This is a genomic window from Geitlerinema sp. PCC 7407 (assembly GCF_000317045.1).
Lineage (GTDB): Bacteria > Cyanobacteriota > Cyanobacteriia > PCC-7407 > PCC-7407 > PCC-7407.
This window is the reverse complement of sequence record NC_019703.1, coordinates 1,859,662-1,884,301: the sequence shown is the minus strand read 5'-3', so window position 1 is coordinate 1,884,301 and position 24,640 is coordinate 1,859,662. Positions and strand designations below refer to the sequence as shown.

Here is a 24,640-nt window from a genome sequence, read left to right as displayed (position 1 = left end):
TGCTTTTTAATTGGGCCTTTTTTCCCCAAGAGGCCGCGCTAGGATCAAAATGGCTGTTTACAAAAGTCCATAAAACATGACCGTTGCCTACCCGCGCAAGCTGCGCAATACCCTGAGTGCCCGTGACGTGATGGCTGGGGTCGTGCGCGATCGCGAAATTCATTTGATTACCCTGAACCGGTACCGCTACAGCGAGCAACGCAGCTGCAAAGACCTGACGAACCTGATCGAGCAGCTCAACGGCCAACCCAAGGAGCTGGTTCGCGATTTATCGCGCCACGTTTCTGATGAGGCGCGGCACGCCATGTGGCTGACTGACTTGCTGGTAGATCTGGGCGCAGAGGTCGGTACGCCCCTCGGTGCCTCCTACATTGACGAGTTTGAGCGACTGCTGGACGGGGAGGGCCAAGACCCCGAAAATCGCCTGGATGACTTTGTGATCTCGTCTCTCGCGGCGATTAATGTCACCGAAAAGCGCGGCTGCGAGTATTTCTCAGCCCACCTTCACGCCCTCAAGGCAGCACCCGACACCGCTGAAAATCAGGCTATCTACGAGACGATCGCCCGCATTCTGCCGGAGGAGGCGGGTCACGTGCGCTGGGGCAATCGCTGGCTGGCCCAGTATGCAGAAAAAAGCCCAGCTCATCGCCAGAAAGTGGAAGCCGCGAAGCAGCGCTACGCAGCGATCGAGCAGGCAGCGTTTGAGGCCGGGATGGATATTACCCTGGGGGCCGAGCTGCGGCGGGTCAGCCATTTGCTGGAAATCGCCAATACGCTACCGGTCTGGCAGCGGCCACAGTACCTGATGGAGCGCCTGCCCCAAACGCTGCTGGCGCCGGATTTGCAGATCACCCGTCTGACCGCAGCGCAGCGTGTTTGGAAGCGCGATCCTCAAGCTTTCATGGAGCGGTTTGTGCCGATGTTCCTCAATGGCCTGAAGGGGATTGAAAAGCCCCAGGCAAAGACGACGGCTTAGAAGCGGCGCCTGAGAGGGGCGATCGCTCGAGATGCCTGCGACAAGAGGGTTCTCGCAAGGCGATCGCCCCCTCCCTGAGCTTTTCAGAGGCGCCAGAGATTAGACAATACTTAAGTTCAGTCCGTCCAGTCTTGCTTAGGCTACACTGCGACTGTGTCTATACTGTCGACAGTTCTCAGTAAAAAGTCGTATGAACGCATACCAACCCGATCCAGAAACGGTTGCTACTCAAGCCCGCTCGGATGAAAGCTTGACAGAGACGCTCTTGGAAGAGACCACTGGCCAAAACCACGTCGATGTGATCGAGACCGTGATCTCTAGCCTGGAGCAAAATCAAAGCGCCATGGTGAGTCATACGGCCGATGGTTATCTGTGGAAATTCACCTACGGCAGCGTTGAGGTGTTTGTTCAGCTGACCGGCCTCACGGATGAGGACACGTTTACGGTTTGGTCCACCGTGCTGCCCTTGCCAGCCAAGGATGAAGGTCGGCTCATGCGCAAACTGCTAGAGATGAACTGGTCTGACACCTTTGAGGCGCGCTTTGGCATCTTCAACAGCTGCGTGGTCATCCTGAGCAGCCGCACCGTTGCTGAGCTCTCGCCGGGCGAGATTTCCCGCGCCATCACCGTGGTTGCCACCATTGCCGATGACAACGACGATGCCCTCCAGCATGAGTTTGGTGCTGCCTAACTGGTGCAGACACTCTGGCGCTACATTCCTCCCCTAGACGCTCCAGGGGCTATCCAAATGGCGCTGGACTGGTGGCTGCTGGAGCAGCATCGCGCAGCAAGTCATCCGCCCAGCCTGCGGTTCTACACCTGGTCGGCAGCAGCGATTTCGCTGGGATATCACCAAAAGGACTGGCCGTCGCAGTGGCACAGCTTGAGCTGGGACGGCCAGCCTCTAGAGATTGTGAGGCGCCCCAGCGGAGGCCGGGGGGTGCTGCACGGCGGTGACTTGACCTACGCTGTGGTAGATTCTGGGCGATCGGGCCATCGAATGGCCATTTATCAGAGCCTGTGCGAGTTTTTGGTGGAGGGCTGGCGATCGCTCGGGGTCGAGCTCGTCTACGGCACTGCGGGCCGAGGCTACATCGGCAATCCCAGCTGCTTCGCCACAGCGACCGGCGCCGATCTGGTCACTCGCGACGGCTACAAGCTCATCGGTAGCGCTCAGCTACGCCAAGGCTCAGCTATTTTGCAGCATGGCTCGATGCGGCTCCAGCCCAATGCCGCCCTAGAAAAGACCCTCTTCGGGGAGCAAGCGCCCACCGCAGGGCCAGAAAGCCAAGAGTTCGCGAGTTTCGATCCCCCGGCAATCATTCAGGCCCTGAGCCAGGCAGCTTGTCAATGCTGGGGCATCACCCTGCAAACTCTGCCCCTTTCGGCTCACGAGTGGGAGCAAGTTCGGGCGATCGCCCCTCGGTTTTCGGTTCAGCTCCAGCCTAGGGAGCAGATTCAGTGACCGTCTCTACGTTGGCCGTGCGGGCGATCGCCTGTAGCTGGAACCCGGGCGGGTAGCTGCCTTCTTCCTTGATACGCTTGATTTCTGCGTCGGTAATGGCCAGGTTGAGGCGCTCCGCTAGGGCGCGCACGGTGTCCCCGCGATCGATCACGCCGGCAACTGCGCCTGCCGGCGTCAGCACCGTCAGGCGCGCCAGCTGCTGATCTTCCAGCAAATTGATTACGGTTACTAGGGAAGACTTTTCTTGGACCGAGGGAATCTGAGCGAGGGGGCGGGCGATCGCGTTTAGGGTTTCGCGCTCCCACAGGCTGCGCTCAGTTTGGCGCAGATCCTCGATCAGCACCATGCCGCGATAGCGTCCGTCTGAAGCCGCAAAATACACCGGCGGACGATTTTCGCCCAGCAGATACTCATCGGCGAACGATCGCAGGGTCATGTCCGCATCCACCACCCGAAATTCGCGCGTCATCGCATCCGCCGCTGTCAGGGAGGTCAGCGCCTCTTGCAGATCCGTTAGGCGATCGTAGGCGTTGGCGTTGCGCACACCAAACCAGCCCAGCAGCCCGATCCAGGCCCACGGCAGCAGGCGACTCGTCATCAGGTAGCCAAAAATTCCCAGGGAAATGGCCGACCAGCCCAAAAATTTGCCGCTGCGAGCAGCCCAGTGTACGCCCTGAAAGCGACTTCCCGTAATTTTCCAAACAACGGACTTGAGGACCTGCCCCCCGTCTAGGGGCAGCCCCGGAATCAAATTAAACAGGGCCAGCACCAAATTGATGAAGGCTAGGCTCTCGGCAATCACGCCCACAGAGTTGGGCAGGGGGAGAAACTGGTGCCCCAGCGTCAGCAGCAGCGCGAGGGAGAAACTCACGGCGGGGCCAGCGATCGCTACTTGAAAAGCTTGTCCAGGCGTCTTGGATTCTTGCTCAATGGACGCAATCCCCCCAAACAGAAAAAGCGTAATGGAGTTGACCTTGATGCCTTGGGAGCGCGCTACCAGGCTATGGCCCAGCTCGTGGAGCAGTACCGAGGCAAACAACAAGACCGCCATGGTAAACCCAGCGACCCAGGCCAAAGTCGTGCTCCACTCGGGATAGAGCCCCTGCCAACTAAGGCTGTAGGAAAACGTCATCAGCACCAAGATAAACAGCCACGACGAATCGATGTACAAGGGGATGCCAAAAAGGGTGCCGATTTTCCAGCCTGATTTCATAAAAACGTCCTAGAGGGTGAGAGCGGCTTATCAGCGATTCCAGCCAAAATGACTTGCGCTAAGAGCGGCGGCCAGTCGATGGAGACTTTTTTCAAAGTAAAGGTCAGAGGATGAGGGCGATCGCCTAACTGGGTCAGGCTGTCAGACTGCAATTTGAGTTGGAATTTTGCAATTCAGCCAAAACAAAATTGGATCGAGCCATCATCCGTTTTGCCGTCTTAGATTCCTATCAGGAAGCTTCGACGCTCAATATCGACACAATTGATGATCAAAGCCGCCCAATAACTCTATTTTATTGGAATTTTTTGGTTCGCCTTGGCGCGATCGCCTGCTCTCATGACCAGCATTGCTACTGCCTTTGGCAGAGTTCTTCGGTCTTTTTCTCCTTTTCCAACCAGCAGCCAAACGTCATCTCTCAAGATAGAGATTTAGCCAGACAAAAGGGCGGGAAAACATCACCGCTCCTTTGGCAAGCAAAGGTCGCTCTAATGCTCTCCCACCCTTAGGATTTGGAGATGGTCTTGGATAATGGTTAGAGGCGTGAGTGCTGCTCTTGCAGGGGCTTCAAGTCAGAGCACTCCAGCATTGGCAAGGCCGAGAATGGCTCCAGCACCCAACAAGTGACCAAAGCTCGTCGTCGCGAGCAGCTCAGGCAAACCAAAGCCAGTAAAGAGTGCGGGGAGTTCTACCGGCAGTGAGGGGCCAACGCCGCGCTTTTGGATGGCGTAGCGGCCGATGACGATCGCCAGAAGATTGCAGACGATCATGACGATCGCAACACTCGGAGACCAGCTAACCGTGGTGGGAGTGGTCGACTGAACAGCTAAAAAGAGGTTCGAAATCAATTTACTAACTCCTGCCTAAAAGCTTAGGTACAAGCACTTAGGATTATAAGAAGCGCGTCGCAATTAAACGTGATTCGTTTTAAGAGTTAACAGTTATCTAAAGTTTTGCTACAAGTCCCCTGCCCTTTCCCTGGTCCTTCTCCCAAGTCTATGCGCGTCAAAATTTGCGGCATTACTCGCCCTGATCAAGGTGTGGCGATCGCTCGTCTCGGAGCGACAGCCCTTGGCTTTATCTGTGTCCCAGCATCACCGCGCTACGTCGCGCCGGAGCAAATTCGCACCGTGACTGAGGCCCTGCTGGCGGACGATCGCGGGTCGCGAGTTGAGCGGATTGGGGTCTTTGTGAATGCCAGCCTCGACGAGATTCAGCGCACCGCGGCGATCGCCCAACTGAGCGGAATTCAGCTCCACGGCACCGAGTCCCCGGAGTTTTGTCAGCAGCTGCGCCAGCACCTGCCCGAGATCAGCCTGATCAAAGCCCTGCGGATCAAAGATGCCGAGGCGATCGCGGCCATTCCGCCCTACTTTGACTGCGTTGACGCCCTGCTTTTAGATGCCTACCATCCTCACCTTTGGGGCGGCACGGGAGAAACCCTCGACTGGAGCATGCTGAAAGCTTTTCGGCCGCCTCTGCCCTGGCTGCTGGCTGGTGGCCTCACTCCCGACAATCTCCAGGCTGCGCTGACAAGCCTACAGCCTAGCGGTATCGATCTCTCCAGCGGAGTCGAAAACGCCCCTGGCGACAAAAACCTCGTCAAGGTCGAGCAGATCTTCCAGGCGATCGCCGCTTTTCAGGCAGCGGCGGCTCTTTAACGGCCACTGTTTTGGCAGCAAGAAGCGATCGCAGAACGCGCGTTTATGGCGCCCTCTGCGATCGCTCTCTTCGCTTTGCTCAGCCTGATAATGCCTCAGGCCCAAGCTGCCAAATCAGGCTTACATCAAGATCGACGGACGGTGACGAATCAGGTTGAGGAACTCCTCACGGGTCTTGAATTCTTCCTCGAAGACACCCACCATCGCGCTGGTCACTGTCCAAGAACCTGGCTTTTGGACACCCCGCATCACCATGCACATGTGGGTTGCTTCCATCACCACTGCCACACCCTGGGGCTCGAGGATCTCTTGGATCGCTTCAGCCACCTGGCGCGTCAGACGCTCTTGGACCTGCAAGCGGCGAGAATACATCTCCACAATGCGAGCGAGCTTGCTCAGACCCACCACTTTTTGGTTCGGGATGTAGGCAACGTGCGCCTTACCGATGAAGGGCAGCATGTGGTGCTCGCAGAGGCTAAAGACATCAATGTCTCGCACCAAGACCATCTCATTGTGGCCTTCATCAAAGATGGCGCCATTCACCAACTGGTCGAGGGACTGGCTGTAGCCGCTGGTCAAGAAGCGCATCGCTTCAGCAACCCGCTTGGGGGTCTTGAGCAGTCCTTCACGCTCGGGGTCTTCGCCCACCCCTAGGAGCATCGTCCGCACCGCCTCCATCATCTCGTCATGGCCCACTTCCGCAGAGCCATTGCCGTTGGCCGAGAGAGCCTGGGCCTGAGGGATTTGGGAAGTCGATGCCGAACCGTTGGATCCGTTTTGAGCAATAGTCATAGCAAGTTCCGGACAAAATTTCCGTTAGGGTGAGTGTCGAAAAGTGACATACTCCTGCACGGACGCTGACGCATCCAGTGTAGGCTTCTCAGTGACCCCTGCGATCGCATCGGGCGTTTCCTGAGCTTTGTTTTCAGTCCACGGGATGCCCCACCGCAGACTTGAACCCATACAAAAGACGGTTCAACATCACCGCCCCTTTCTCCCACGCTCATCCCCAAGCGGGTATCGACGCGGGGCTCCTCACCTAGGAGCTAAAGGGAGCGATGGTCAGCGCGATCGCTCCCTAGAAAGTTCCCACGCTGGGCATCAGCATGAGTTCTTCTACCACCGCCTCCTGAGGCATCTGCACCATTTGCAAAATTGCTTGGGCAACTACCTCAGGCTTCAGCATCTTGGAGCGATCGAAATCTGCATGGACTGTGTCGGTGTCCCACAGCGACGTGTTGACCGACCCAGGGGCGATCACCGCTACGCGCACCCCGTGGGCGCGCTCCTCCGCCGCCAGCGCCTTCGAAAACCCCAGCAGCGCAAACTTGCTGGCACAGTAGGCTCCCCAATCCGGAAACGCTTGATAGGACGCCACCGAGGCCACGTTGATAATGGTGCTTTGGCCCTGCTGGCGCAGGGTCGGCAACAGTCCCTGGATTCCAAGAAAAACGCTGGTCAAGTTGAGATCCAGCACTCGCTGCCAGTCCGCCAAGGACATTTCGCTCAGGGGGCCGGTGTAGGCCATGCCCGCCGCATTCACGACGATGTCGATTGGGCCTTCTGACGCCGCGATCGCCGCCATGCTGGGCTTTACCTGATCCACCAGGGACAAATCCAGCGGGCACACCGCAGCCTGCGCGCCCAAGGCCTCCGCCTCAGCCGCCACCGCTGCCAAAGCCTCTCGCGACCGGCTGACCAGCACCAGATCAATCCCGGCCCGAGCAAAGGCGATCGCCGTTGCTTTACCAATCCCGCTACTTGCCCCGGTAATCAGGGCACGACGTTTTTCAGTCAAAGTCATGAAGCCTATCTAGTCGCCTTCCAAGGGAGAGCATGAACCAACCATCAATACTTCAGCCAAGCCAGATTTCACGCCATCCATGGGAAAACTGTGAAATCTAGACTCTCGTAGTAGGGACCGTGCTTTCGTCAGATTGACGCAGTATCCCCTTCAGCAGACAGCCTCGATATCACCCGTCAGTTTCGATCGTGGGAACAAAGCGATCGCCTACGCAGATGACTTTTCGAAAGACTGCCTGGAGTTCCTCAAACCGTTCCAGTCAAGTTCCAGAACTGTCGGCTCTCTTTGGGAGCTTTTGAGGGCTGATGAGACATTGAGCTCGGCCAAAGGTGATGCTGACGCTGGAACTGAGACTCCTGAGAAATCGTAAAGAAACGTTACAGAGAAATTGTAACATCCCTCCGAACGACTTAGCGCCATCAAAGGGGCCTTCTCAGGAATTTTAGCCAAAGCAGCAGAAGCCTCACGCCATCATCTTTGATTTGGCGTTGAGATGAATGCGAGCGATCGAACGACACTCCTCTGACCTATGCCGCAGGCGCGAGCAGGGGAGATGGAGGAAACGAGCAAATCTCTCATGATGCAAAACGGGTGAGATAATCAGGCTAAGGGTTTGAGCTAATCACCGCCCTGAAACTTGAACCTTGACAACCTGGAATAGGGGGTTCTGCCTAGAAACAGACGATTCGTCGTCGCATCTGTGGGCAGGTAAAATTCCAGCAGTACAAAGGAGAGAACAACACTCTTTGTATTGTTCCGGTGCGGTGGGGCATCCCGTATCGTCAATAAAGCTCAGGAAACGCCCGATGGGATACCAGGGGTCACTGAGAAGCCTACGCTGCATACGTCAGTATCAGCGTAGGAGTATGTCACGCCGTTGCTTCCGTAAAGACGCCAATATTGCGGAACTTTTGGTAGCGCAGATCCCGCCGCTGATGACTCGTCAACTGATTGAGCTCATTGAGATTGCGAACCAGCGCCTCTTTCAGGATGGCGGCTGCCTTGATGGGGTCCGAGTGAGCACCGCCCACCGGCTCCGGCAGCAGATCATCTAGAATTCCCAGATTCTTGAGGTCCCAGGCCGTGATGCGCAGCGCTTCAGCCGCTTGAGGCGCCTTGCCAGCGTCCTTCCACAAAATCGCGGAGCAGGCTTCGGGGCTAGCCACGTAGTACACCGAGTGCTCAAACATCAGCAGTCGCTCGGCCACACCAATCCCCAAAGCGCCACCAGACCCACCTTCACCGATCACGGTGCAGATAATCGGCACCTCCAAGCGGAACATTTCTCGCAGGTTGTAGGCGATCGCCTCTCCCTGACCCAAACGCTCCCCCTCCGGTCCCGGATAGGCTCCCGGCGTATCAATAAACGAAATAATTGGCATGCCAAAGCGATCGGCATGCTCCATCAAGCGCATCGCCTTGCGGTAGCCCCCCGGCGACGCCATCCCAAAATTGCGCGCCACATTATCCTTCGTGTCGCGGCCCTTCTGGTGACCCAAAAACACCACCGGCTGGCCATTGAGGCGACCAATGCCTCCCACGAGCGCCGGATCATCCGCTCCCCCGCGATCGCCATGGAGCTCGATCCACTCATCCGTAATCGACTGAATATAGTCCAGCGTGCTAGGACGACGAGGATGACGAGCCACCTGCAGCCGCTGGGCTGGGGTCAAGCTACTGAAAATCTCCTGGCGAAGTTGCATCGCCCGTGACTCCAACTGACGAATTTCGCCAGAAACATCGACGTCGTTTTCCTCAGCAAGTTCACGGATTTGAGTAATTCGGGCCTCCAACTCAGCCAGTGGCTTCTCAAAATCCAAGAGAATGGGCCGACGGGTTGATGTTGCCATAGTTGCTACGCAAGTAAAGGACGGAAGCCGTGCTTGACGGATGCTTGACCAATCTGGTCCATCTTCTCCAGCGTAATTTGATTACGCCCCCAAGAAAAGTTGGTATACCACTTCTCAAACTCCAGCAGCATAGACTCTGCAAAGCAGGCAAATAGCTGGCGCGACGGAGCATCCATATTGACCAGCTTCATGATTCGCCAGTCAATGTCTAACGAGTGCTCCACAATACCGCCATTGAGAACATACACCTCTGGGTGCTGCACCAGCGTACTCAAGTTCTTGGGATAGCCGCCGTCAATCAACAGGCAGGGATGCTTGAGCTGATTGGGATCAATTTCAATCCCCTTCTGCATGCTGGCCACCCAAACAATAATGTCAGCTTGGAGCAGCGCTTCCTCAACTCCCATGATCTTGCCTCGACCTAGCTCCTCCTGGAGCAGCTGTAAGCGCTCCGAGTTGCGGGCAATCAAGATAATATCGGCCACATCTGCTCGCGCATTCAGCCAGCGGCACACCGCACTGCCAATGTCTCCCGTCGCCCCGCACACAGCCACCGTCGCCTTCGACAGCTCAATGCCGAGCCGGGCTGATGCCTGCTCCACCTGCTGCGCGATGATGTAGGCCGTGTGGGTATTGCCCGTGGTGAAGCGCTCAAACTCGAGCTTCACATTCCGGACCTGGCGAATCTGGGCCAAGTTGAAGTTTTCAAAAATAATGGAGGAAAAGCCCCCCAAAGCGGTGATGTTAATGCCGTGCTTTTGGGCATGGGCCATGGCGTTGATGACTTTGCGGGTCGCCGCCTTGATTCGCCGAGACGCCAGCATCTCTGGCAAAAAGCAGGACTCGACATAGCGCCCTTCGATGGTTTCCCCGGTCACGCTGGTGACCTTGATGGTGTCAACGATCTGGGGAGGGGCACTGCACCAAAAATCGAGCCCTTGCTCTGCGTACTCGGGATAACCGAGCTCCTCAGCCACCGACTGAGCGTGCTCTAGACTTGTGAGATGACCGATTAGACCAAACATGGACAGATAAATGCGTTCAGGAAACGGAGGGATGAGACAAGAGGGTTCGGCAGGGGTGAACCGATACACAAAGAGACCGACCAGCGCTGGGGGCGTCTGATCGGCACACGTAGAAGGAGGACCCAAAAATCGATGCGGAGGCTGCAAAGATTTTTGGTTCCGGGGCAGTCATAGCGTTTTGGAGATCTGACGGCCCGACAAGCCCAGCGGCCAATAAAGCGGCCTAAATCGTTGCCAAGCCGTAGGCAGACATGCGCATGATTTCGCGGGTGGTGAAGCCGATATTGTCGAGGGCTTCGCCGTACTGAATCATGAAGTCTTCGACGAGGGCGTCTTTTTCCATAGCCAAAGTCTTGGCATCTTGCTCAACTTGGTTGAGCATGCGCCAGACGAGGGGAAGGTTTTGACGGTTGGCTTCTTCGAGTTCTGCCTTGGAGGCTTCAAAGTTCGCTTTGAGCCATTCTTCCCCGAAGTTGAGGTGGCTGTATTCGTCTTTGACGACGCCTTCCGTGACTTTGCGCGCAAAGTCGTCTGCAACGGGGATGTAGATGTTGTAGGCGGCGATCGCGAAGCACTCGATGATGAGGGACTGGATGAGGAGGCAGGTCACGACTTTGCCTTGAGCGGCTGCTTCTTGGAAGTTTCGGTGCAGATCTGCGAAGAAGGCCTTGGCAAAGTCCATATCCGGCGTAACTTCTAGATTGCGACCACAGGCCTGGAACCCTTTTTTGTGGCGGCTTTCCATCTTGGAGAGCCGAACGAGTTCGTCCTGGTTGTCTGGCAGCAGCTCGGCGAGCTTCAGGTAGTTCTCGTAAGCTTCCTGCTCGCCTTCAATGACAATGGCGTTGATGCGGCTGTAGGCGTCCTTATAGGTTTCGCTGTGGAAGTCAAGCTCCAAGCTGGCCTCAAGCTGCGGCATAGGTCGTTTATCTCCTGAATTTACGGATGCGCCGATCGCCGATCTGAGATCGACTTCGAACTCTGAGACAAAAAGGGCAGATGTGGTCGAGATTATCTTAACAATTTACAATCAAACCTATTCTACTGAAGCATGGTATTTGCCGAGGATCGGCATATTCTGCTCGGATATACGCTCTGCTCGTTGCCCTTCTCCACGGTAGCTTAGTCTGCCCAGGTTTTTTCGATGACTCATTCAGCGTCTAAGGTGCGATCGCTCCCCCTGCCGTCTCCTGCGTCGGCCCCCCGAGAGCAGGGCCACGGGATCTGGACCGCCCTGGGACTTGGACTGGGAGCAGTGGCAGTGCTGCTGCCGCTAGGAGTAGTTGTCCTCGCGTCCCTGGCTCCGCCGGGTACGCCGCTCGGCGAGATTTTGACGCCGGACTTTTGGACCCTGGAGAACTACCAAACGGCCTGGCAGCGCGGGCAGTTCGTTTTGGCGTTTTTCAACTCTACCCTGGTAGCCCTGGGGGTGACGGCGCTGCAAATTTTGACGTCGGCTCTGGCGGGGTATGCCCTGGCGCGGCTGCCTTTTCGCGGGCGGCGATCGCTCCTGATGCTGATCTTGGCGACTCTGGTGATTCCGTTTCAGCTGCTGGTCGTGCCCCTGTTTCTGGTGCTCAAGTGGGGCCACCTGATCAACACCTACTGGGCGCTGATTTTGCCCACGGCGGCCAATGGTTTTGGCATTTTTCTGATGCGGCAGTATTTCCAGAGCATCCCTGTGGAGCTGGAGGAGGCGGCAGCCCTCGACGGCGCGAACCGGCTGCAAACGCTCTGGCACATCATGCTGCCCCTGGCCCGACCTGCCCTGATCACGCTCTTTTTGTTTACGTTCATCGGCGAGTGGAACGACCTGTTCAAGCCGCTGGTTTTCACTACGCGGCCTGAGCTCAAGACGGTGCAGCTGGCGCTGGCGGATTTTCAGGAGCAGTTCACCAGCGATTGGCCGCTGCTCATGGCGGCGGTGGTGATTTCTTCGCTGCCGGTGATTGGGCTATTTTTGCTGGGGCAGCGCCAGTTTCTGCGGGGCATTGCCACAACAGGCATCAAAAACTAGGCTCTTCTTCGTCGGAGAGGACGCGCAGCCGCACGGTGCGAGAGACCGCGTCGCCGATGGCCAGCTCGATGGTGTCACCGGAGAGGCTGTTGAGGTGGGCCAAGAGCGATCGCAGGTGAGGCGTGCTAGCGCCGCTGTCGACATACAGCCGCTCCGCCAGATTGCCGACGCGCTTCCAGGTGGTGTAGAGCTTGGCGACGGCCTGCTCCAGCTGGGCGGCCTGATTGACCAAGTCAGCGACGGTGCTTAGGCTGCCGAGGCGCAGGGCCTCTTCGAGGGCCAGCTCGAGGTTGAGGGATTCATGGTTGAGGGCGCGCACCTGGGTGGCAGATTCGAGGTAGCGCGACAGATAGCGGGCCTCAGAGGTCACCTGCTTGAGGGTGTCAACGCTGGGATCTTCGGCAATTTCTTGCTGTAGAGGCTTTTGGTGGGATTCGGGCAGTTTTTCGAGCTCTTTGACCAAGGGGGCCAGGTAGCGCACGGGCAGGGTGTGCTCTGCGGCTTTTTCGCGGACTTCTTCGGGCAGCAGGTCGGAGGTCATGGCGGTCCACTCGTCGGAGAGCTGGCGGACTTCTCGCCGGGTGATGCGATCGCCCCGCTTGGCGGCGTCGGAGACCATCTGCTGGACCTCTGCGGGGGCCTGAGCGGTTTCCACGAAGGCCCGCTTACTAAAACGGTTGACGTCCGATTCTTCTAGGTAGCCATTTTCCAGCAGAGTATCAGCGCTGTTGGCCAGTTCGATCAGGGCGTAGGCCTGACTTTTGCTGATTTCTCGGTCCTTGAGCCAGTTGAGGAAACCAAACCCTCGCCCGTCGCCGCGCTGCTTTTCGCGATCGCGCACCACCCGCAGGATCCGCCCCCGCCAGATGTCGGTCTGGAGGTCGAAGCGATCGCACACGAGCCAGGCCGCCTCAATTTGCTGCTGAAAATCATGATCAGAAATCTGCTGGTCCTCTGGATCCGGCAGCCGAAAGTCCAGAGACAGTTCGTCAGGGAAGGTGGCTAGCGATGGCATCGAGAACGATTGCACAGGAGGGCTCTACACAACGATGGACGAATTATTATGACACGTTCACCCTGGTGGCACAGCGGAGAAACTCAGGAGGTGATCGATATAGCTCAAAGCAACAGCTTTGTACGGAGCAATTGTGTCCGGAAAGGATAAAAGGCGATCGCCCTTAAAAGCTTTTTTCGGGCATTCATCGCCAAAATACAGAGATTTACTCAGTCCTATTTAGACATAAGAACCTAGGAGTTTTATGTGTAATTTTACACCTGTTTAATTTCGTAGCTTTATTGTTTTTTGAGGTCGATTTTTCTGATTTAGATTAATTTTTCAATCTTAATAAATGATTCAATCTCTACTTCAAAATCCATCTAGCGACAGAAAAGCTTCTCAAGGCAATCTAGGACTTTCACATTTGCTAATATTTACAAATAGTGATTTTCAATCAGGGATGCTTCATTCACAATCAACGGAGGGGCGATCGCTCCTGCACAATGGTTGAACTGGAATCATGGCGCTCCAACAACACCCCAGTATCGGCAATCCTGCTTCCTCAGCTGGTCGCTCTTTTGGCCAGCGTCGCATCCTACCTTCGATAGAAATTGTCGCTCGCGAAGCTGGGAAAGTTGAGGCTTTAATTCAGACCCTCGTTGATGCAAAGCTCAATCGACAAGACATCACAGCCGATGTTTTAGAGAAGAGTTCAAAGCTCAAAAACATTAATAGCCTCAGCAAACAAATTGTGCTCAATCTTTTGCGCAGCAATGATTTGTTTCGCGGCTTCAAAGTCAATATTAAGCAACACATTGTTCGACCTGAATTGCTGCTGCTAGCCGGAACGCTTTGTGAAACCTTCGACGTGATGAACACGAGCCCGTTTTATGGGTATCGGGCCCTGATGGTGGGCTGCGGCGCGCTGTCGTCCTACAGCGAAACCAAGGTAGATTCAAGCGATCTGATTGAGCGATTTTATGGCGATCGCCCGCCGGTCACGCCAGAAGTAATGCAGATTTTGGGGGCGAAGGTCACCGGGATTGAGCCCCGAGAAAACAGCAAGGCCGAGTACGAATACTCCGTGTCCTATCGCCACGTGGCCATCGGTTTTCAGCAGCTCGAAGCCTGGCTCAGCAGCAATCCTGAGTCTTTTGATGTGCTGACCTGCTTCAATCTCTTCAGCCGGCCCGATTTCTTGTTTCACTACAGCACACCCGAGCAAATCACTCAGTTTTTGCGGGTGTTGCGGCGGGCGATCGCCCCCGAAGGACTGCTCTACAGCAGCCCGCCCCTGCTGCCCGTCTCTAGCGAAAACCGCAGCATCAACGCGCAAATCTTCTACGCGGCTGGCTTCCAGACAATTTACCAGGGCTACTACTACATTCTGGAGCCAGTCCGCAACCTGCCCTAGGGCGTCAGCGCTGGCTGTCCCAGCGATAGGACCTCGTTGAGCTTGCCGCTGCGATAGCCTTCCAGATCGAGGGTGACGTAGCGGTAGCCGTAGCTCTGGAAAGTCGCCACCAAGGCCGGCAAATCCGTCGTCATCACAAATTCCTGGATCTGCTCCGGCAGCAGCTCAATGCGGGCGGTTTCCTGCTCGGAGCGGACCCGCAGATTTTTCAGGCCTAGGGTGCGCAGGTAGCGCTCGGCCCGGCCCACCCGCTGGAGCTTGGCCACGGTGATTTCCTCGCCGTAGGGAAAGCGCGAGGACAGACAGGGCTGGGCGGGCTTGTCCCACCAGGGCAGGCCCAGCAGCTTGGCCATCTCGCGCACTTCGGCCTTGGAAATGCCAACCTCAGCCAGGGGCGATCGCACACCGCGCTCTTTGGCCGCCTGGATGCCGGGGCGATAGTCCCGCAGATCATCCCCATTCACCCCGTCCAGGACGTAGGGATAGCCGCGCTCCAGCGCCAGGGGCCGGAGCGTATCGTGGAGCTCGCTTTTGCAGAAATAGCAGCGATTGACCGGATTGGCGCTGTAGTTGGGGTTGTCGATTTCGTGGGTTTGCACCACCTCATGGCGGATGCCCATTTCCGCCGCCTGGACGCGAGCGTCTTCGAGATCCTCCGGCAGCAGCGACGGCGACTCAGCCGTCACCGCTAGGGCGCGATCGCCCAACACATCCACCGCAATTTTTGCCACGAGCGTGCTATCGATGCCGCCCGAGTAGGCAATCAAGGCCTGATCCATCTCCCGAAACAAGGCCTTGACCTGCTTGAGTTTGTCTTGCACCGTTGCCATGTCTCACCAAGCCCCTAGAATCCGAGTGAATGTTCCATCTGTTTGGTTTTTCTAGCCTAGCGAATTCGCCTCAGGAGTAGGCGATTGCCCACCTGAGACCCCCGCGCAAATGCTAGGCTCGTACCGGATGGAAACCAACGTAGCTCCCTCCCAGGGCACCCTTGCGCAGTGTACTCCCATGCTCATTCCCCTAACCCGCAAAAAATTTGAAGATCTCGTCCCCCTCGTGGCATCCGCCAGCCAATATCGCTACTTTTGGGGCAGCCTCGCCGACATTTTGCGGCGCGTTTTGATCTCCATCATTAGTGTGGTGGTCGTCGGCATGATCCGCCTGGTCATTGGCGAAAACGCCGAACTGCTGATGTTCACAGGAGGAGTTTTCTGCGGGTTTTATTGGCTGTGGGGACCGATTTTCTGGGCCAGCCGCCGCAACTGGGAGTTTCGCAAATACCCCTACAGCGGCTTCTGGCAGGGCCGAGTCCTGGATGTCTTCGTCAGCGAAGAACTGGTCGGCACCGAAGAAACCGTCAACAAAAAAGGCGAGCTGGTCATCGTTGAAAACCGCGAACGGCGGATCAATCTGGAGGTCGGCGATGAAAGCGGCTTCGAAACGCGGATCCAGGTCCCCCTCAAGCGCGATCACAAAGCTATTCGCCGGGGCCAAGTCGTAGAATTATTGGTCTTGTCTAACCGGCCAGACTTGAGCACGATCACAAACCTTTCTGACGCCTACCTACCCGATCGCGACGTCTGGGTGAGCGACTACCCCTATGTACAGCGGGGGCTCTTTGTAGAAGTGAGCCGCCAAATCTATCGCGAAGCAGAGCCAGACGAAGAGCCACCCCGGGAACGCCCTCGCCGCTCGGCTCCTCGCCGCTCGTCAGGACGGCGATCGCGCCCCCTGTAGCCATGATTCATTGGCGCTCTGGTGCGCTCTGGGACTAGCCCACATTCGTGTTTTCCTGGCCGTAGGCCTGCCACGCCAGGTCCACCAGTCCCGTGACAATGGCCGCTGCCACCACAGCGCTGCCCTTGCGGCCATCGATCCGGATGTGGGGCACCAAAGAATCCTGCAAGCGGCCCTTCGCCACATCCACATCCAAAAAGCCCGCAGGCGTCCCCACGACCAGGGCAGGGCGGATCTCCTCAGCCTCGATCAGGTTCACTAAGGCCGTCAGCGCCGTCTGAGCCTGACCAATCACAAAGATGCCCTCCGGATATCGCCGCGCGAGGGTTTCGATGCCCCAGGCAGCCCGCGTCTTCTCGCGCTGGGGCCGCGTCAAGGCGTCCATACTGCAATACACGGGATTGGCAAAGGTCTGCTGAATAATCGGCGTGATGCCGACCTGCACCATCGGTACATCGACCACGATGGTCGTGCGGGCCGCCAAGGCAGCCGCCCCAGACTGGAGAGCCTGCTCCGAAAAGCGAATCAGCGACTTGTACTCAAAGTCTGCCGTTGCGTAGATGACGCGGCGGACGATTTCATATTCAGCCGGGGAAAATGTGTGCTCACCAATCTCGCGATCGATAATTCCCAGGCTTTGGGCGTCTGTAATGTGCCATTCCATAAGGCTTCTCTATAAATTTCCGTTCTTATGTGGGGTATCGAGTTCCCAGGACCTCGCGTAGAGCCGGGGATCGCCCGGGAAGTCGCTGTCACCACTTTCTCCCTGCTAAGAGAAAGATTGCTGGTTTCTCTAATAAAGCACAATACCCTTGACCGTCCTTTTGGTGGCAATTTTGGCCACAAAACGCATGGATCTGCAAGAGAAAAGCCTGCGGGGGGCGGCTCGATCTGGGCAAGCCCTAAGGAGCAATCAGCCATAAACTATGGGTCATTAGGGCGAATTGGCAAGCAAATCGTTAGTTGTAGGGGCAAAAAGGGTTCTATAGAAACACGATCGCGCCTGAGAGTCCTTTATTCATCCATGGCTCGCTCAGGTTTGGAGCTCAGAGGTGCACTTGAGAGGCTCATTGCTCCGCAGTTTTGATTTTCTATATGAAACTTGCTAATCCAGGGCTGGTTCGGCCGCGTTTTCAGGCTTCTTCCGACCTCCGGTTTATGCTGCTGATGCCCAATCTTTTTGGGTTTAAGGGCGGGGTCCAGGTTTATTCTCGCTTTTTGCTAGAGGCGCTTCTGGAGCTGTTTCCCCAAGCGACTTTCGATATTTTGCTTAAGTATGACCGACCCGAGGACATTCAGCCTTGGTTTAAGGGCGATCGCCTGCGGTTTCACTGTTTTGGCCGATGGCCACGGCTGGCCCAAAGTATGCTCATGACGGGTCAGGTGCTGCGCCTCGGGATCCAGCGGCCGCCGAGTTTGGTGATCTCGACCCAGGTGGGCTACGGGGTCGCCGGGGACTGGCTCAATCGCTGGACGGGTACGCCCTACTGGGTGGTGGGCCATGGCCTGGAGGTGTGGAATTTGCCGCCGTCGGCCATGGGTCGGGCGCTGCGGCGAGCCAATCGAGTGATCGCGGTGAGCCACTACACGCGCGATCGCCTGCTGCGAGAGCAGCCCCTCGACCCAGGCCAGGTCGGCGTGTTGCCCAATACTTTTGATCCGGAGCAGTTTCAGCTCGGTCCGAAGCCAGATTATTTGTTGCAGCGCTACGGCCTACAGCCCGACCAGCCGGTGATCTTGACCATCACGCGTCTAGGAAAATCTGCCACCTACAAGGGTTATGAGCAAATCCTGCGATCGCTGGTGGCGCTGCGCCGCGACTTTCCGACCATTCGCTACATCCTGGGGGGCAAGGGAGACGATCGCCCGCGCATCGAGGCCCTGATCACCGAACTCGGCATTGCAGAGCAGGTCACGCTGGCGGGATTCATTGCTGACGAAGAGCTGGCCGACCACTACCGGCTGTGCGATGTCTTCGCCATGCCCAGCAAGGGGGAGGGCTTTGGCATTGTGTACTTGGAGGCGCTGGCCTGCGGCAAGCCAACCCTCGCGGGCAATCAGGACGGGGCCGTAGACCCCCTAGAGCGGGGTGCTCTGGGCTGTCTCATCGACCCCGACAACCTAAGCGAGCTCCAGGCGAGCTTGCGGCAGCTTCTCCAAGGCACCTATCCCAATCCGCTGCTCTATCAGCCGGAGGCGCTGCGCCAGGCGGTGATGGAGCGCTATGCCTTTGGGCAGTTTCGCGACAAGCTGGCTCGCCTCCTGGCCGAGGAGGGCATCCAGCCAAAGGCGATCGCCCCGAGTCAGGCTGCCACCAGAAGCTAGGCCACCGGCGGCACCGGGGGCAGGTCCGGCGACGGCGACAGGCTCTCAAGATTTTCCGGCGAGATTTCGCCCTCAGTCAGGAACCGGAAGGTTTCCTGGTAGAGGCTTTGCCAGAAGCGGTTGCTCATGCCCTGGCTGACCTCTGTGGGGTCCACCATGGGGTGGGGCACCATGTCTTGGGCCGGATACATAAAGAACCGGTGCCCCTGGCGATCGCCCCCCAAGCGCTTAAAGAAGTCTTGATTGGTTTCGATGTCCGCCGCGTCCTCGTTTTCAGTCAGGATCAGGCAGGTGGGAATCTGGCTCAGGGTGCTGACGGACTGGCGATCGAGCACGTAGTCGCTGCCAAAGCGGTCCGCCGCCGTCAGGCAGCCCACCGGAAAGCGCAGGCTCGGGTCCCAGCCCGATTCGCTGATGTCGAGGGGTCCGGCCAGATTGACGTAGAGCCGCCGATCTTCCCCAAAGATTTTCAGCAGGGGGGCGTAGGCAACGACCTTGTCAATGCGATCGGGACGCGCTGCCGCTAGGCCCAGGGCCACCGCGCCGCCCACCGAGAGCCCCACCGTGAAGATCGGACCGGGCAAAGCGTCCAGCTCCTGCAAGCGCTCCACCGCGTCCTGCCGATAGCGCAGGTGCGAGGAGATAAAGTAGCGATCGAAATCCGGATCATCAGTCTTCTCGATCGCCCGGATGATGTCGGGCAGCTTGGGTTCGATCGCCATCAGGCGAGCAATCAGCGCCAGACGCTGGTGGTAACTGGGCTTCGAAAAGCCGTCGGGATTCGCCGCGAGATTGGCGAAAAAGGTCTGCAACACCGGGTCTTGCTGCACCTTTTGGCGCAGAGGCTCGGCATACTCAAGCCGCAGGTCCACCTGGGGCCACTGGGTCGTCGGCGGCACGAAGGGATGCCCCGCGATCGAGGGCTGGTAGACGTTAAAACCGTTTTGGAACAGATACTCGGTCAGGCGCCACATCTGGTGGGGCTTGGCGCTGAAGCCGTGAAACAGCATCACCGTCCCGCGAATGGGCTGGCCCGCCGGATGAAATCGGTAGTAGGGATAGGCGCCCTCGCGGCGGTAGGGGCTCTGGTCAATGCGCCGAATATAGGCGTCGATGGCGGCCTGGGTTTGGGCTAGCTGGTCGGCGGTGGGAATGGTTTGGGATTGAACAGCAATCATAGGTGTGGGGGCAAAACATTAGGAAAGATTGGGGGCACTGCGAGGGGCTGTTTGAAGCGCGATCGCCTTCTACAAAACTCATCGCCTAGCCCCCCATTTCCGAACGTTTAGAGGGTGTAGGTGAAGTCTTTGATGACCATGCCGGGGACGAGGTTGCCGCCGAGCCTGCGGCTGTCGTAGGTGCCGACGTTGGGAATGAACTCCTGGAAGTCGGTAAGGGCGATGAGATTTTCGCCCCAGAAGCGGTAGAGACTTTCGTCGAAGCGGAGATTTTCGATAGGGGCGACGATTTCGCCGTCTTCGACCCAGAAGCACGCATAGCGGGTCATGCCGGTGATGCGGCCTGCGGGGCGATCGCTCCAGTTGAGGTAGTGGAGATTGGACAGATAGAGGCCCGTGCCCAGCTCCGAGAGGATGGCGTCGCGGGAGAGGCTGCCGGGGTGGACCTGGGGCGATCGCAGGCCCTCGTGAGCCCCGGCACCATTGGCGGTTAGGCCGTATTCCTTGGCGGTGCGCCGGTTGATCAGCAGGTTGACCAGCTCGCCGTGGGCAACGATGGGCAGGGCAATCGGGGCGACGTCTCCCCAGGGGGTAAAGCGGGGAACCAGGCCCGAGCTAAAGTCCTCGGTCAGACAGAATTGGGGCGAAAGGCGTTTGCCTTCTTGGCGCATCAGGCCCAGGGCGCTGCCCCCTTGGCGCATCGAGGCTTCGCTGACCCCGCCCCAGGACAAAATATCGATCAAGTCGCCGACGGCGGCGGGCGCGAGATAGGTGCGGTACTGGCCCGGGGCGATCGCCTTTGGCGGCTGGGCGAGGCGCTGGAGCTGGGTTTTGGCTTCGGCAATCTGGGTGGCGTAGGCGGCTTCGTCCCACTGGCTACCGGCGATCGTACCCTTCACCGCTTGGCCGTCCGGCGCAAACAGCGAGTAGTCCAGGGTGTAGGAGTCGGTGACAAACCAGTGCTTTTGGCCCGCTGAGTCGGCGTAGGCCCGCACCACCGCGCCCCCGGCGTACAGCCCCGCAAAGTCAAGCTCGGCCACGGCGGCCAAAATGCGATCGGCGGCGGCCTCCGGGGCCAGCAAGTGTCCCGCGTGGACATCGTGGCTGGTGTCGCTGCCGCTGGGAACCACGGCGTAGGGGTCGGGCGGCAGCTGATCCACCTCGGCCCGGAGCTGGGCGATCGCCCCCTGAGCCTCTGCAAGATCCTGCTCGCGATCGCCCGTCAGAGGAATTTCGCAGGTGATCGATCGCTGATTTTTCACCAAGCTCAGGTGCAGCTTGCCGTCTGTAACCGTTCCAGCCTGACGCACCTTGGCGTGATTGAAGCGAACAAACTGACTTTGCTCAGCGCTCAGCTGCAGGGAAATATGCTCGTCGGCGGACTGGGGGGCGATCGCCCCTACCAGCGCCTCAAAGCTCGCCTCCCACTGAGCCACCGCCGCCTGGGAATCCTGGGAATGTTTCGTGACCGTCATGCCGCACCGCCAAAAACTTCAATGTCTGAAAACACGCACACCGGCGAGCCGTGACCCACCGTGATCGCCTGATTGGGCTCTCCCTTGCCGCACATGGGCGTCCCGTAGATTTGCCAGGTCGAGGCATCACCCACCTGGGTCAGGCTGTGCCAAAACTGGGGCGTGACGCCTCGATAGTTGGGATTGCGCACGGTTTTGGTCAGGCGGCCATTCTCGATCAGGCGGCCATATTCGCAGCCGAACTGGAACTTGTAGCGGCGATCGTCGATGGACCAGGAGCAGTTGGACTCCATGTAAACGCCGCGCTCAATGCTGGCGATCATGGCCTCCAGGGAGCGATCGCCCGGCTCTAGGTTCAGATTAGCCATGCGATCGATAGGGGGCCGGTTCCAAGACGTCGCGCGCGTGCAGGCCACTCCCTCCACCTGGGCGCGGCCCTGACTTTCTAGGCCGCCGAGACCCCGCAGCAGCTTCCCTTCGCGGATCAGGTATTGGCGATCGGCGGGAGCACCCGTGTCGTCGAAGCCGTAGCTGGCAAACTCCCCCTCGACTGTCGGGTCAAAGGTGATATTCATCAGCGGCGACCCGTAGGTCAGGTTGCCAAAGTCCGCCAGACGGACAAAGCTGCCCCCGGCGTAGTTGCGCTCGTCTCCCAGGATGCGATCGATTTCCAGGGGGTGGCCCACGCTTTCGTGGATTTGCAGCATCATCTGGTCAGGCGCCAGCACCAAGGTCGTCGTCTCCGTCGGGCACTCCTGGGCGCCCAAAAGCTCCACCGCCTGCTCCCCGATCCGCTGCACCCGCGCCCACAGATCCGCCGAAAGAAAGTGCTCGAGTCCGCCCTGGTAGCAGCGCGCGGCCCAGCCGTTGTCGCTGCGGCGCTGGACCCTAGAGCCATCCTGGGCAGTGGCGCTGTAGTCTGTGGCCACCTGCGAAAAGCTCTGGTAAATCTCGGAGCCGCTGCTGCTGACAAACCAGGTCTCCTGCACCTGGGTAAACAGCATGGCCACCGTGTGGACGACTTGATCGGAGACCTTGAGCGTGTGGCAAATCTTGGTCAGCAGCTCGTTGATCTCGCCGGGGGTCAGCGCGTCGAAGGGTTTCGCGGTGGCAGTGGCGTAGCGTCCCTGGGCGGGAGGCCGCTGCTGGGTGCTGAAGGGATGCAGTTTCCAAGGGCTGGCGGCGCGAGCTTGGTGATAGGCCGCTTGGGCGGCGGCCTGCAGGCTGGCTGGGGTGAGGGCGTTGCTGGCTCCATAGCCGATCTGGCCATCCACCAGAACTTCGACCATGGCCCCTTGCTGGTGCGATCGCTGGTTGCCCTCGGGATGCCCGTCTCGCACCGATCGGTGGGTGCTCTGGGCCTTGACAATGCGCAAACCAACCCAGTCCGCAGGGACATCGATGGAAGCCAGCAGCTTCGAAGGATCAAAAACCATGGGTGCGTTGCCGTGGAGTGGACGAAGAGAGGCGCTCAAACTCGCCTGTCGTCTCTATGGTAGCGACATGGCAGCGGGGCTACGGCGTGGTTTGGTGGGCGTGAGGCGATCGCACCAGAACCCGCGACCCCACGGTTAATCCCGGCAGCCCGATCGCCTTGGTCTCGACCAGCTCAAATCCAAGGCGTTCATAGAGTTTTTGGGCTCGACCATTCGCAATATCAACACTGATAAAAAGATCCTGATGATTTTGCTCCGCTCCAGCGATGCACTGACTCAGAAGCTGACTGCCAATGCCGCAGCTTTGGTACGCAGAATCAACAGCTAGATTGCCAATATAAAGGCTCTTTTCGGGATAGTGATGGCGCAAAAGGTGACGCAAAATCAGCCCATTGGCTAGCTTGAGTCGCAGACGCTGCGATCGCGAGAAAAGCTGCTCATAATCTGCTTCATTGTGCAGCTGCTCGGCGGGGACTTGCACAATCATTCCAATCACTTTCTCCGAGAGAGCAGCAACGCGAATATAACGATGACTGAAGCGATTGTGCGATCGCTCAACGAGCTGACTCAGGATTTCGATCGCCCTTGAACCAAAGGTGAACTGAAACAGTGGCGGAGAAGAGGTATAAATTAGTTCAGCGACGGTTTTAGAATCATGTTCGGCAAGATTCATCGGTGAATAAATCACGCCCTCAACCGACTGGTTTTTCATATTTAAATCCTCAAATTCATCAAAGATAGCCGATTAAAAACTTTGGCTAAACTTGTCAAATCTCTCCGTTGAAACTCTAAAGCAAAAAGACAAAGTTAAAGAATTAATTTAAGATTTTTAGCGCTGATTGTTGCTCTTCAATCGACCTGGCTGTACGGGGTTTAGAGCCTGCGGCTAGAAGGGTGATCACTGCCGATCGGGCAAGGCTCGGCCTGACCAAGGCTGGGTAACACCTGCAAGCATGGTGCTTCTTGTTTCGTTTGAGTCTGTAGAATTTTGCGAGAGGGGCGCTACTCTGAGGAGATAGAACTCCTGAGGCGCGATCGCTCGGAGTCTCTGCGCTGGCATTTTTGGTAGCTCCTATGCTTCTTGACGACATTACTCGCACGCTCACTGAGCTGTTTGGTAGCTCGGTTGAAACCCTGGAATCTGGGCTCTGGCAGGTTGAAACTCCGGCTTTTCGGCTGCTGATTTTGCTCTCCGAGGACCAGTCTTGGCTGCGAATGCTGGTGCCGATCGCTCCCGCGACCGAAGCTCGGCCATTCCTGGAGCAGCTGCTAGTTGCCAACTTCGATCGCACCCAGGAAACGCGCTACGCCCTCTACCAAGACACGCTCTGGGCGGTTTTCCAGCACAATCGCGCCACCCTGGCCCCGGAGGATTTTGCGGCGGCGGTCCAGCGCCTGATTTTGCTAAAAGAGGAAGGGCTAGCGGATCCGTTTCGGCAGCTTCGGGATACCCAGATTCGCCAAATTATTCGCATTGCCAAGCAGCAGGGCCAGAGCCTCGCGGCGACGCTCCAAGGCCTCGATCGCCTCTACGAGGAGGGCATGATGGGGGATATGAACAGCGGCTCGGAGTACCGCGAGCAAATCCTGGAGGCTTGGCGCTTCCAGCTTGAGCGTCTGTGGCCGGAAGTCAATGACTAGGGGTGAAGCAGTGGATATTGTGACTTTGCTGCGGGAAGACTATCAGCATTTTCCCCGCGATCAGCGCTACGAACTCTACGATCCGGGGGTGTATTTCAAGGATCCACTGAGCGAGTTTCGGGGAATTAAGCGTTTTCGGCAAATGGTGGGCCTGATGGAGCGCTGGTTTCTCAATGCCCGCATGGATCTCCACGACATCCAACAGCGCGATCGCCTGATCACCACGCGCTGGACTCTCAGCTGGAACACGCCTCTCCCCTGGAAGCCCCGCATTGCCATCTCAGGCCGCAGCGAACTCACGCTCAATGACGAAGGCCTCATTGTTTCTCACATCGACTGGTGGGACTGCTCCATCTGGGACGTTGTCCAACAACACTGGCCTTTCTCAAAAGCTTGATTCAGTGACAATGAGCCCTTGGAAACGAGTGG

At 57.8% G+C, this 24,640-nt stretch carries 25 protein-coding genes; 11 read left to right on the top strand and 14 right to left on the bottom strand.

The window, feature by feature from the left end:
• The first annotated feature begins 76 nt into the window (after window positions 1-76).
• The 3 genes from GEI7407_RS07970 (at window position 77) to GEI7407_RS07960 (ending at window position 2,441) form a co-directional block, all read left to right on the top strand.
• Entirely contained in the window at window positions 77-976 is a 900-nt protein-coding gene (locus tag GEI7407_RS07970; RefSeq protein ID WP_015171632.1) for a ferritin-like domain-containing protein, read from the top strand.
• Window positions 977-1,166: 190 nt separating this feature from the next.
• On the top strand, window positions 1,167-1,667 hold the full coding sequence (locus GEI7407_RS07965; protein WP_015171631.1) for a YbjN domain-containing protein: 501 nt from the start codon (window positions 1,167-1,169) through the stop codon (window positions 1,665-1,667).
• A gap of 3 nt (window positions 1,668-1,670) precedes the next feature.
• Complete coding sequence (locus GEI7407_RS07960) at window positions 1,671-2,441, top strand: biotin/lipoate A/B protein ligase family protein (protein WP_015171630.1); 771 nt, start codon at window positions 1,671-1,673, stop codon at window positions 2,439-2,441.
• Here the strand turns inward: GEI7407_RS07960 and GEI7407_RS07955 are convergent.
• Window positions 2,422-3,654: a site-2 protease family protein gene (locus GEI7407_RS07955; protein ID WP_015171629.1), complete on the bottom strand. Its 1,233-nt coding sequence runs from the start codon at window positions 3,652-3,654 to the stop codon at window positions 2,422-2,424. The genes GEI7407_RS07960 and GEI7407_RS07955 overlap by 20 nt on opposite strands.
• A 158-nt stretch (window positions 3,655-3,812) precedes the next feature.
• Between GEI7407_RS07955 and GEI7407_RS20975 the strand changes: the two genes are divergently transcribed.
• Window positions 3,813-4,160: a hypothetical protein gene (locus tag GEI7407_RS20975; RefSeq protein ID WP_150109736.1), complete on the top strand. Its 348-nt coding sequence runs from the start codon at window positions 3,813-3,815 to the stop codon at window positions 4,158-4,160.
• Window positions 4,161-4,223: 63 nt separating this feature from the next.
• Here the strand turns inward: GEI7407_RS20975 and psaK are convergent, their stop codons facing one another.
• A complete protein-coding gene (gene psaK / locus GEI7407_RS07950) occupies window positions 4,224-4,499 on the bottom strand; it encodes a photosystem I reaction center subunit PsaK (RefSeq protein ID WP_015171628.1) in 276 nt (91 codons plus the stop codon).
• A gap of 150 nt (window positions 4,500-4,649) precedes the next feature.
• Here psaK and GEI7407_RS07945 point away from each other — a divergent pair, with 150 nt between their 5' ends.
• On the top strand, window positions 4,650-5,312 hold the full coding sequence (locus GEI7407_RS07945) for a phosphoribosylanthranilate isomerase (protein ID WP_015171627.1): 663 nt from the start codon (window positions 4,650-4,652) through the stop codon (window positions 5,310-5,312).
• A gap of 120 nt (window positions 5,313-5,432) precedes the next feature.
• Here GEI7407_RS07945 and folE read toward each other — a convergent pair whose 3' ends face one another.
• The 5 genes from folE to GEI7407_RS07920 form a co-directional block, all read right to left on the bottom strand.
• The gene (folE, locus tag GEI7407_RS07940; protein WP_015171626.1) at window positions 5,433-6,104 is read right to left on the bottom strand and encodes a GTP cyclohydrolase I FolE; all 672 of its coding nucleotides are present in this window, start codon (window positions 6,102-6,104) and stop codon (window positions 5,433-5,435) included.
• 286 nt (window positions 6,105-6,390) lie between these two features.
• Window positions 6,391-7,116, bottom strand: a complete 726-nt coding sequence (locus tag GEI7407_RS07935) for an SDR family oxidoreductase (protein ID WP_015171625.1) — start codon at window positions 7,114-7,116, stop codon at window positions 6,391-6,393.
• A gap of 869 nt (window positions 7,117-7,985) precedes the next feature.
• Window positions 7,986-8,966: an acetyl-CoA carboxylase carboxyltransferase subunit alpha gene (locus GEI7407_RS07930; protein WP_015171624.1), complete on the bottom strand. Its 981-nt coding sequence runs from the start codon at window positions 8,964-8,966 to the stop codon at window positions 7,986-7,988.
• A 5-nt stretch (window positions 8,967-8,971) separates the two neighbouring features.
• Window positions 8,972-9,991, bottom strand: a complete 1,020-nt coding sequence (locus GEI7407_RS07925) for a long-chain acyl-[acyl-carrier-protein] reductase (protein WP_015171623.1) — start codon at window positions 9,989-9,991, stop codon at window positions 8,972-8,974.
• Between the two features lie 223 nt (window positions 9,992-10,214).
• On the bottom strand, window positions 10,215-10,910 hold the full coding sequence (locus tag GEI7407_RS07920) for an aldehyde oxygenase (deformylating) (RefSeq protein ID WP_015171622.1): 696 nt from the start codon (window positions 10,908-10,910) through the stop codon (window positions 10,215-10,217).
• Between the two features lie 225 nt (window positions 10,911-11,135).
• Between GEI7407_RS07920 and GEI7407_RS07915 the strand changes: the two genes are divergently transcribed.
• Window positions 11,136-12,008 (top strand): carbohydrate ABC transporter permease, encoded by an 873-nt coding sequence (locus tag GEI7407_RS07915; protein ID WP_015171621.1) that lies wholly within the window; start codon window positions 11,136-11,138, stop codon window positions 12,006-12,008.
• Here the strand turns inward: GEI7407_RS07915 and GEI7407_RS07910 are convergent.
• Entirely contained in the window at window positions 11,998-13,023 is a 1,026-nt protein-coding gene (locus GEI7407_RS07910; RefSeq protein ID WP_015171620.1) for a hypothetical protein, read from the bottom strand. The two genes, GEI7407_RS07915 and GEI7407_RS07910, sit on opposite strands and share 11 nt — an antisense overlap.
• 733 nt (window positions 13,024-13,756) lie before the next feature.
• On the opposite strand from GEI7407_RS07910, the gene GEI7407_RS07905 reads away from it, so the two are divergent.
• Window positions 13,757-14,419: a hypothetical protein gene (locus GEI7407_RS07905; RefSeq protein WP_150109735.1), complete on the top strand. Its 663-nt coding sequence runs from the start codon at window positions 13,757-13,759 to the stop codon at window positions 14,417-14,419.
• On the opposite strand, the gene larE is transcribed toward GEI7407_RS07905, so the two are convergent.
• On the bottom strand, window positions 14,416-15,249 hold the full coding sequence (gene larE / locus GEI7407_RS07900) for an ATP-dependent sacrificial sulfur transferase LarE (protein ID WP_015171618.1): 834 nt from the start codon (window positions 15,247-15,249) through the stop codon (window positions 14,416-14,418). The genes GEI7407_RS07905 and larE overlap by 4 nt on opposite strands.
• 178 nt (window positions 15,250-15,427) lie before the next feature.
• On the opposite strand from larE, the gene GEI7407_RS07895 reads away from it, so the two are divergent.
• Window positions 15,428-16,156, top strand: coding sequence for a hypothetical protein (locus GEI7407_RS07895; RefSeq protein WP_041268819.1), 729 nt, complete (start codon window positions 15,428-15,430; stop codon window positions 16,154-16,156).
• Window positions 16,157-16,190: 34 nt separating this feature from the next.
• Here GEI7407_RS07895 and GEI7407_RS07890 read toward each other — a convergent pair whose 3' ends face one another.
• Window positions 16,191-16,820 (bottom strand): precorrin-8X methylmutase, encoded by a 630-nt coding sequence (locus GEI7407_RS07890; RefSeq protein WP_015171616.1) that lies wholly within the window; start codon window positions 16,818-16,820, stop codon window positions 16,191-16,193.
• A 494-nt stretch (window positions 16,821-17,314) separates the two neighbouring features.
• On the opposite strand from GEI7407_RS07890, the gene GEI7407_RS07885 reads away from it, so the two are divergent.
• On the top strand, window positions 17,315-18,481 hold the full coding sequence (locus GEI7407_RS07885) for a glycosyltransferase (RefSeq protein WP_015171615.1): 1,167 nt from the start codon (window positions 17,315-17,317) through the stop codon (window positions 18,479-18,481).
• Here GEI7407_RS07885 and GEI7407_RS07880 read toward each other — a convergent pair.
• The 4 genes from GEI7407_RS07880 to GEI7407_RS19985 form a co-directional block, all read right to left on the bottom strand.
• Window positions 18,478-19,659 (bottom strand): hypothetical protein, encoded by a 1,182-nt coding sequence (locus GEI7407_RS07880; protein WP_015171614.1) that lies wholly within the window; start codon window positions 19,657-19,659, stop codon window positions 18,478-18,480. The two genes, GEI7407_RS07885 and GEI7407_RS07880, sit on opposite strands and share 4 nt — an antisense overlap.
• 107 nt (window positions 19,660-19,766) lie before the next feature.
• Window positions 19,767-21,134 (bottom strand): TldD/PmbA family protein, encoded by a 1,368-nt coding sequence (locus GEI7407_RS07875; protein ID WP_015171613.1) that lies wholly within the window; start codon window positions 21,132-21,134, stop codon window positions 19,767-19,769.
• A complete protein-coding gene (locus GEI7407_RS07870; RefSeq protein ID WP_015171612.1) occupies window positions 21,131-22,570 on the bottom strand; it encodes a TldD/PmbA family protein in 1,440 nt (479 codons plus the stop codon). Before GEI7407_RS07870 ends, GEI7407_RS07875 begins: the two co-directional genes overlap by 4 nt.
• A gap of 79 nt (window positions 22,571-22,649) precedes the next feature.
• Window positions 22,650-23,282, bottom strand: coding sequence for a GNAT family N-acetyltransferase (locus tag GEI7407_RS19985; protein WP_015171611.1), 633 nt, complete (start codon window positions 23,280-23,282; stop codon window positions 22,650-22,652).
• A gap of 362 nt (window positions 23,283-23,644) precedes the next feature.
• Between GEI7407_RS19985 and GEI7407_RS07860 the strand changes: the two genes are divergently transcribed.
• On the top strand, window positions 23,645-24,211 hold the full coding sequence (locus GEI7407_RS07860; RefSeq protein WP_015171610.1) for a hypothetical protein: 567 nt from the start codon (window positions 23,645-23,647) through the stop codon (window positions 24,209-24,211).
• A gap of 10 nt (window positions 24,212-24,221) precedes the next feature.
• Complete coding sequence (locus tag GEI7407_RS07855) at window positions 24,222-24,608, top strand: DUF2358 domain-containing protein (protein WP_041268332.1); 387 nt, start codon at window positions 24,222-24,224, stop codon at window positions 24,606-24,608.
• Window positions 24,609-24,640: the final 32 nt, after the last annotated feature.

Excerpts from the sequence above, each read along its gene's own strand:
- GEI7407_RS07970 (WP_015171632.1), top strand. The coding sequence starts at position 77 with ATGACCGTTGCCTACCCGCGCAAGCTGCGCAATACCCTGAGTGCCCGT.
- GEI7407_RS07965 (WP_015171631.1), top strand. The coding sequence starts at position 1,167 with ATGAACGCATACCAACCCGATCCAGAAACGGTTGCTACTCAAGCCCGC.
- GEI7407_RS07955 (WP_015171629.1), bottom strand. The coding sequence starts at position 3,654 with ATGAAATCAGGCTGGAAAATCGGCACCCTTTTTGGCATCCCCTTGTAC.
- GEI7407_RS07945 (WP_015171627.1), top strand. The coding sequence starts at position 4,650 with ATGCGCGTCAAAATTTGCGGCATTACTCGCCCTGATCAAGGTGTGGCG.
- folE (WP_015171626.1), bottom strand. The coding sequence starts at position 6,104 with ATGACTATTGCTCAAAACGGATCCAACGGTTCGGCATCGACTTCCCAA.
- GEI7407_RS07935 (WP_015171625.1), bottom strand. The coding sequence starts at position 7,116 with ATGACTTTGACTGAAAAACGTCGTGCCCTGATTACCGGGGCAAGTAGC.
- GEI7407_RS07930 (WP_015171624.1), bottom strand. The coding sequence starts at position 8,966 with ATGGCAACATCAACCCGTCGGCCCATTCTCTTGGATTTTGAGAAGCCA.
- GEI7407_RS07925 (WP_015171623.1), bottom strand. The coding sequence starts at position 9,991 with ATGTTTGGTCTAATCGGTCATCTCACAAGTCTAGAGCACGCTCAGTCG.
- GEI7407_RS07920 (WP_015171622.1), bottom strand. The coding sequence starts at position 10,910 with ATGCCGCAGCTTGAGGCCAGCTTGGAGCTTGACTTCCACAGCGAAACC.
- GEI7407_RS07915 (WP_015171621.1), top strand. The coding sequence starts at position 11,136 with ATGACTCATTCAGCGTCTAAGGTGCGATCGCTCCCCCTGCCGTCTCCT.
- GEI7407_RS07910 (WP_015171620.1), bottom strand. The coding sequence starts at position 13,023 with ATGCCATCGCTAGCCACCTTCCCTGACGAACTGTCTCTGGACTTTCGG.
- larE (WP_015171618.1), bottom strand. The coding sequence starts at position 15,249 with ATGGCAACGGTGCAAGACAAACTCAAGCAGGTCAAGGCCTTGTTTCGG.
- GEI7407_RS07895 (WP_041268819.1), top strand. The coding sequence starts at position 15,428 with ATGCTCATTCCCCTAACCCGCAAAAAATTTGAAGATCTCGTCCCCCTC.
- GEI7407_RS07890 (WP_015171616.1), bottom strand. The coding sequence starts at position 16,820 with ATGGAATGGCACATTACAGACGCCCAAAGCCTGGGAATTATCGATCGC.
- GEI7407_RS07885 (WP_015171615.1), top strand. The coding sequence starts at position 17,315 with ATGCTGCTGATGCCCAATCTTTTTGGGTTTAAGGGCGGGGTCCAGGTT.
- GEI7407_RS07880 (WP_015171614.1), bottom strand. The coding sequence starts at position 19,659 with ATGATTGCTGTTCAATCCCAAACCATTCCCACCGCCGACCAGCTAGCC.
- GEI7407_RS07875 (WP_015171613.1), bottom strand. The coding sequence starts at position 21,134 with ATGACGGTCACGAAACATTCCCAGGATTCCCAGGCGGCGGTGGCTCAG.
- GEI7407_RS07870 (WP_015171612.1), bottom strand. The coding sequence starts at position 22,570 with ATGGTTTTTGATCCTTCGAAGCTGCTGGCTTCCATCGATGTCCCTGCG.
- GEI7407_RS19985 (WP_015171611.1), bottom strand. The coding sequence starts at position 23,282 with ATGAAAAACCAGTCGGTTGAGGGCGTGATTTATTCACCGATGAATCTT.
- GEI7407_RS07860 (WP_015171610.1), top strand. The coding sequence starts at position 23,645 with ATGCTTCTTGACGACATTACTCGCACGCTCACTGAGCTGTTTGGTAGC.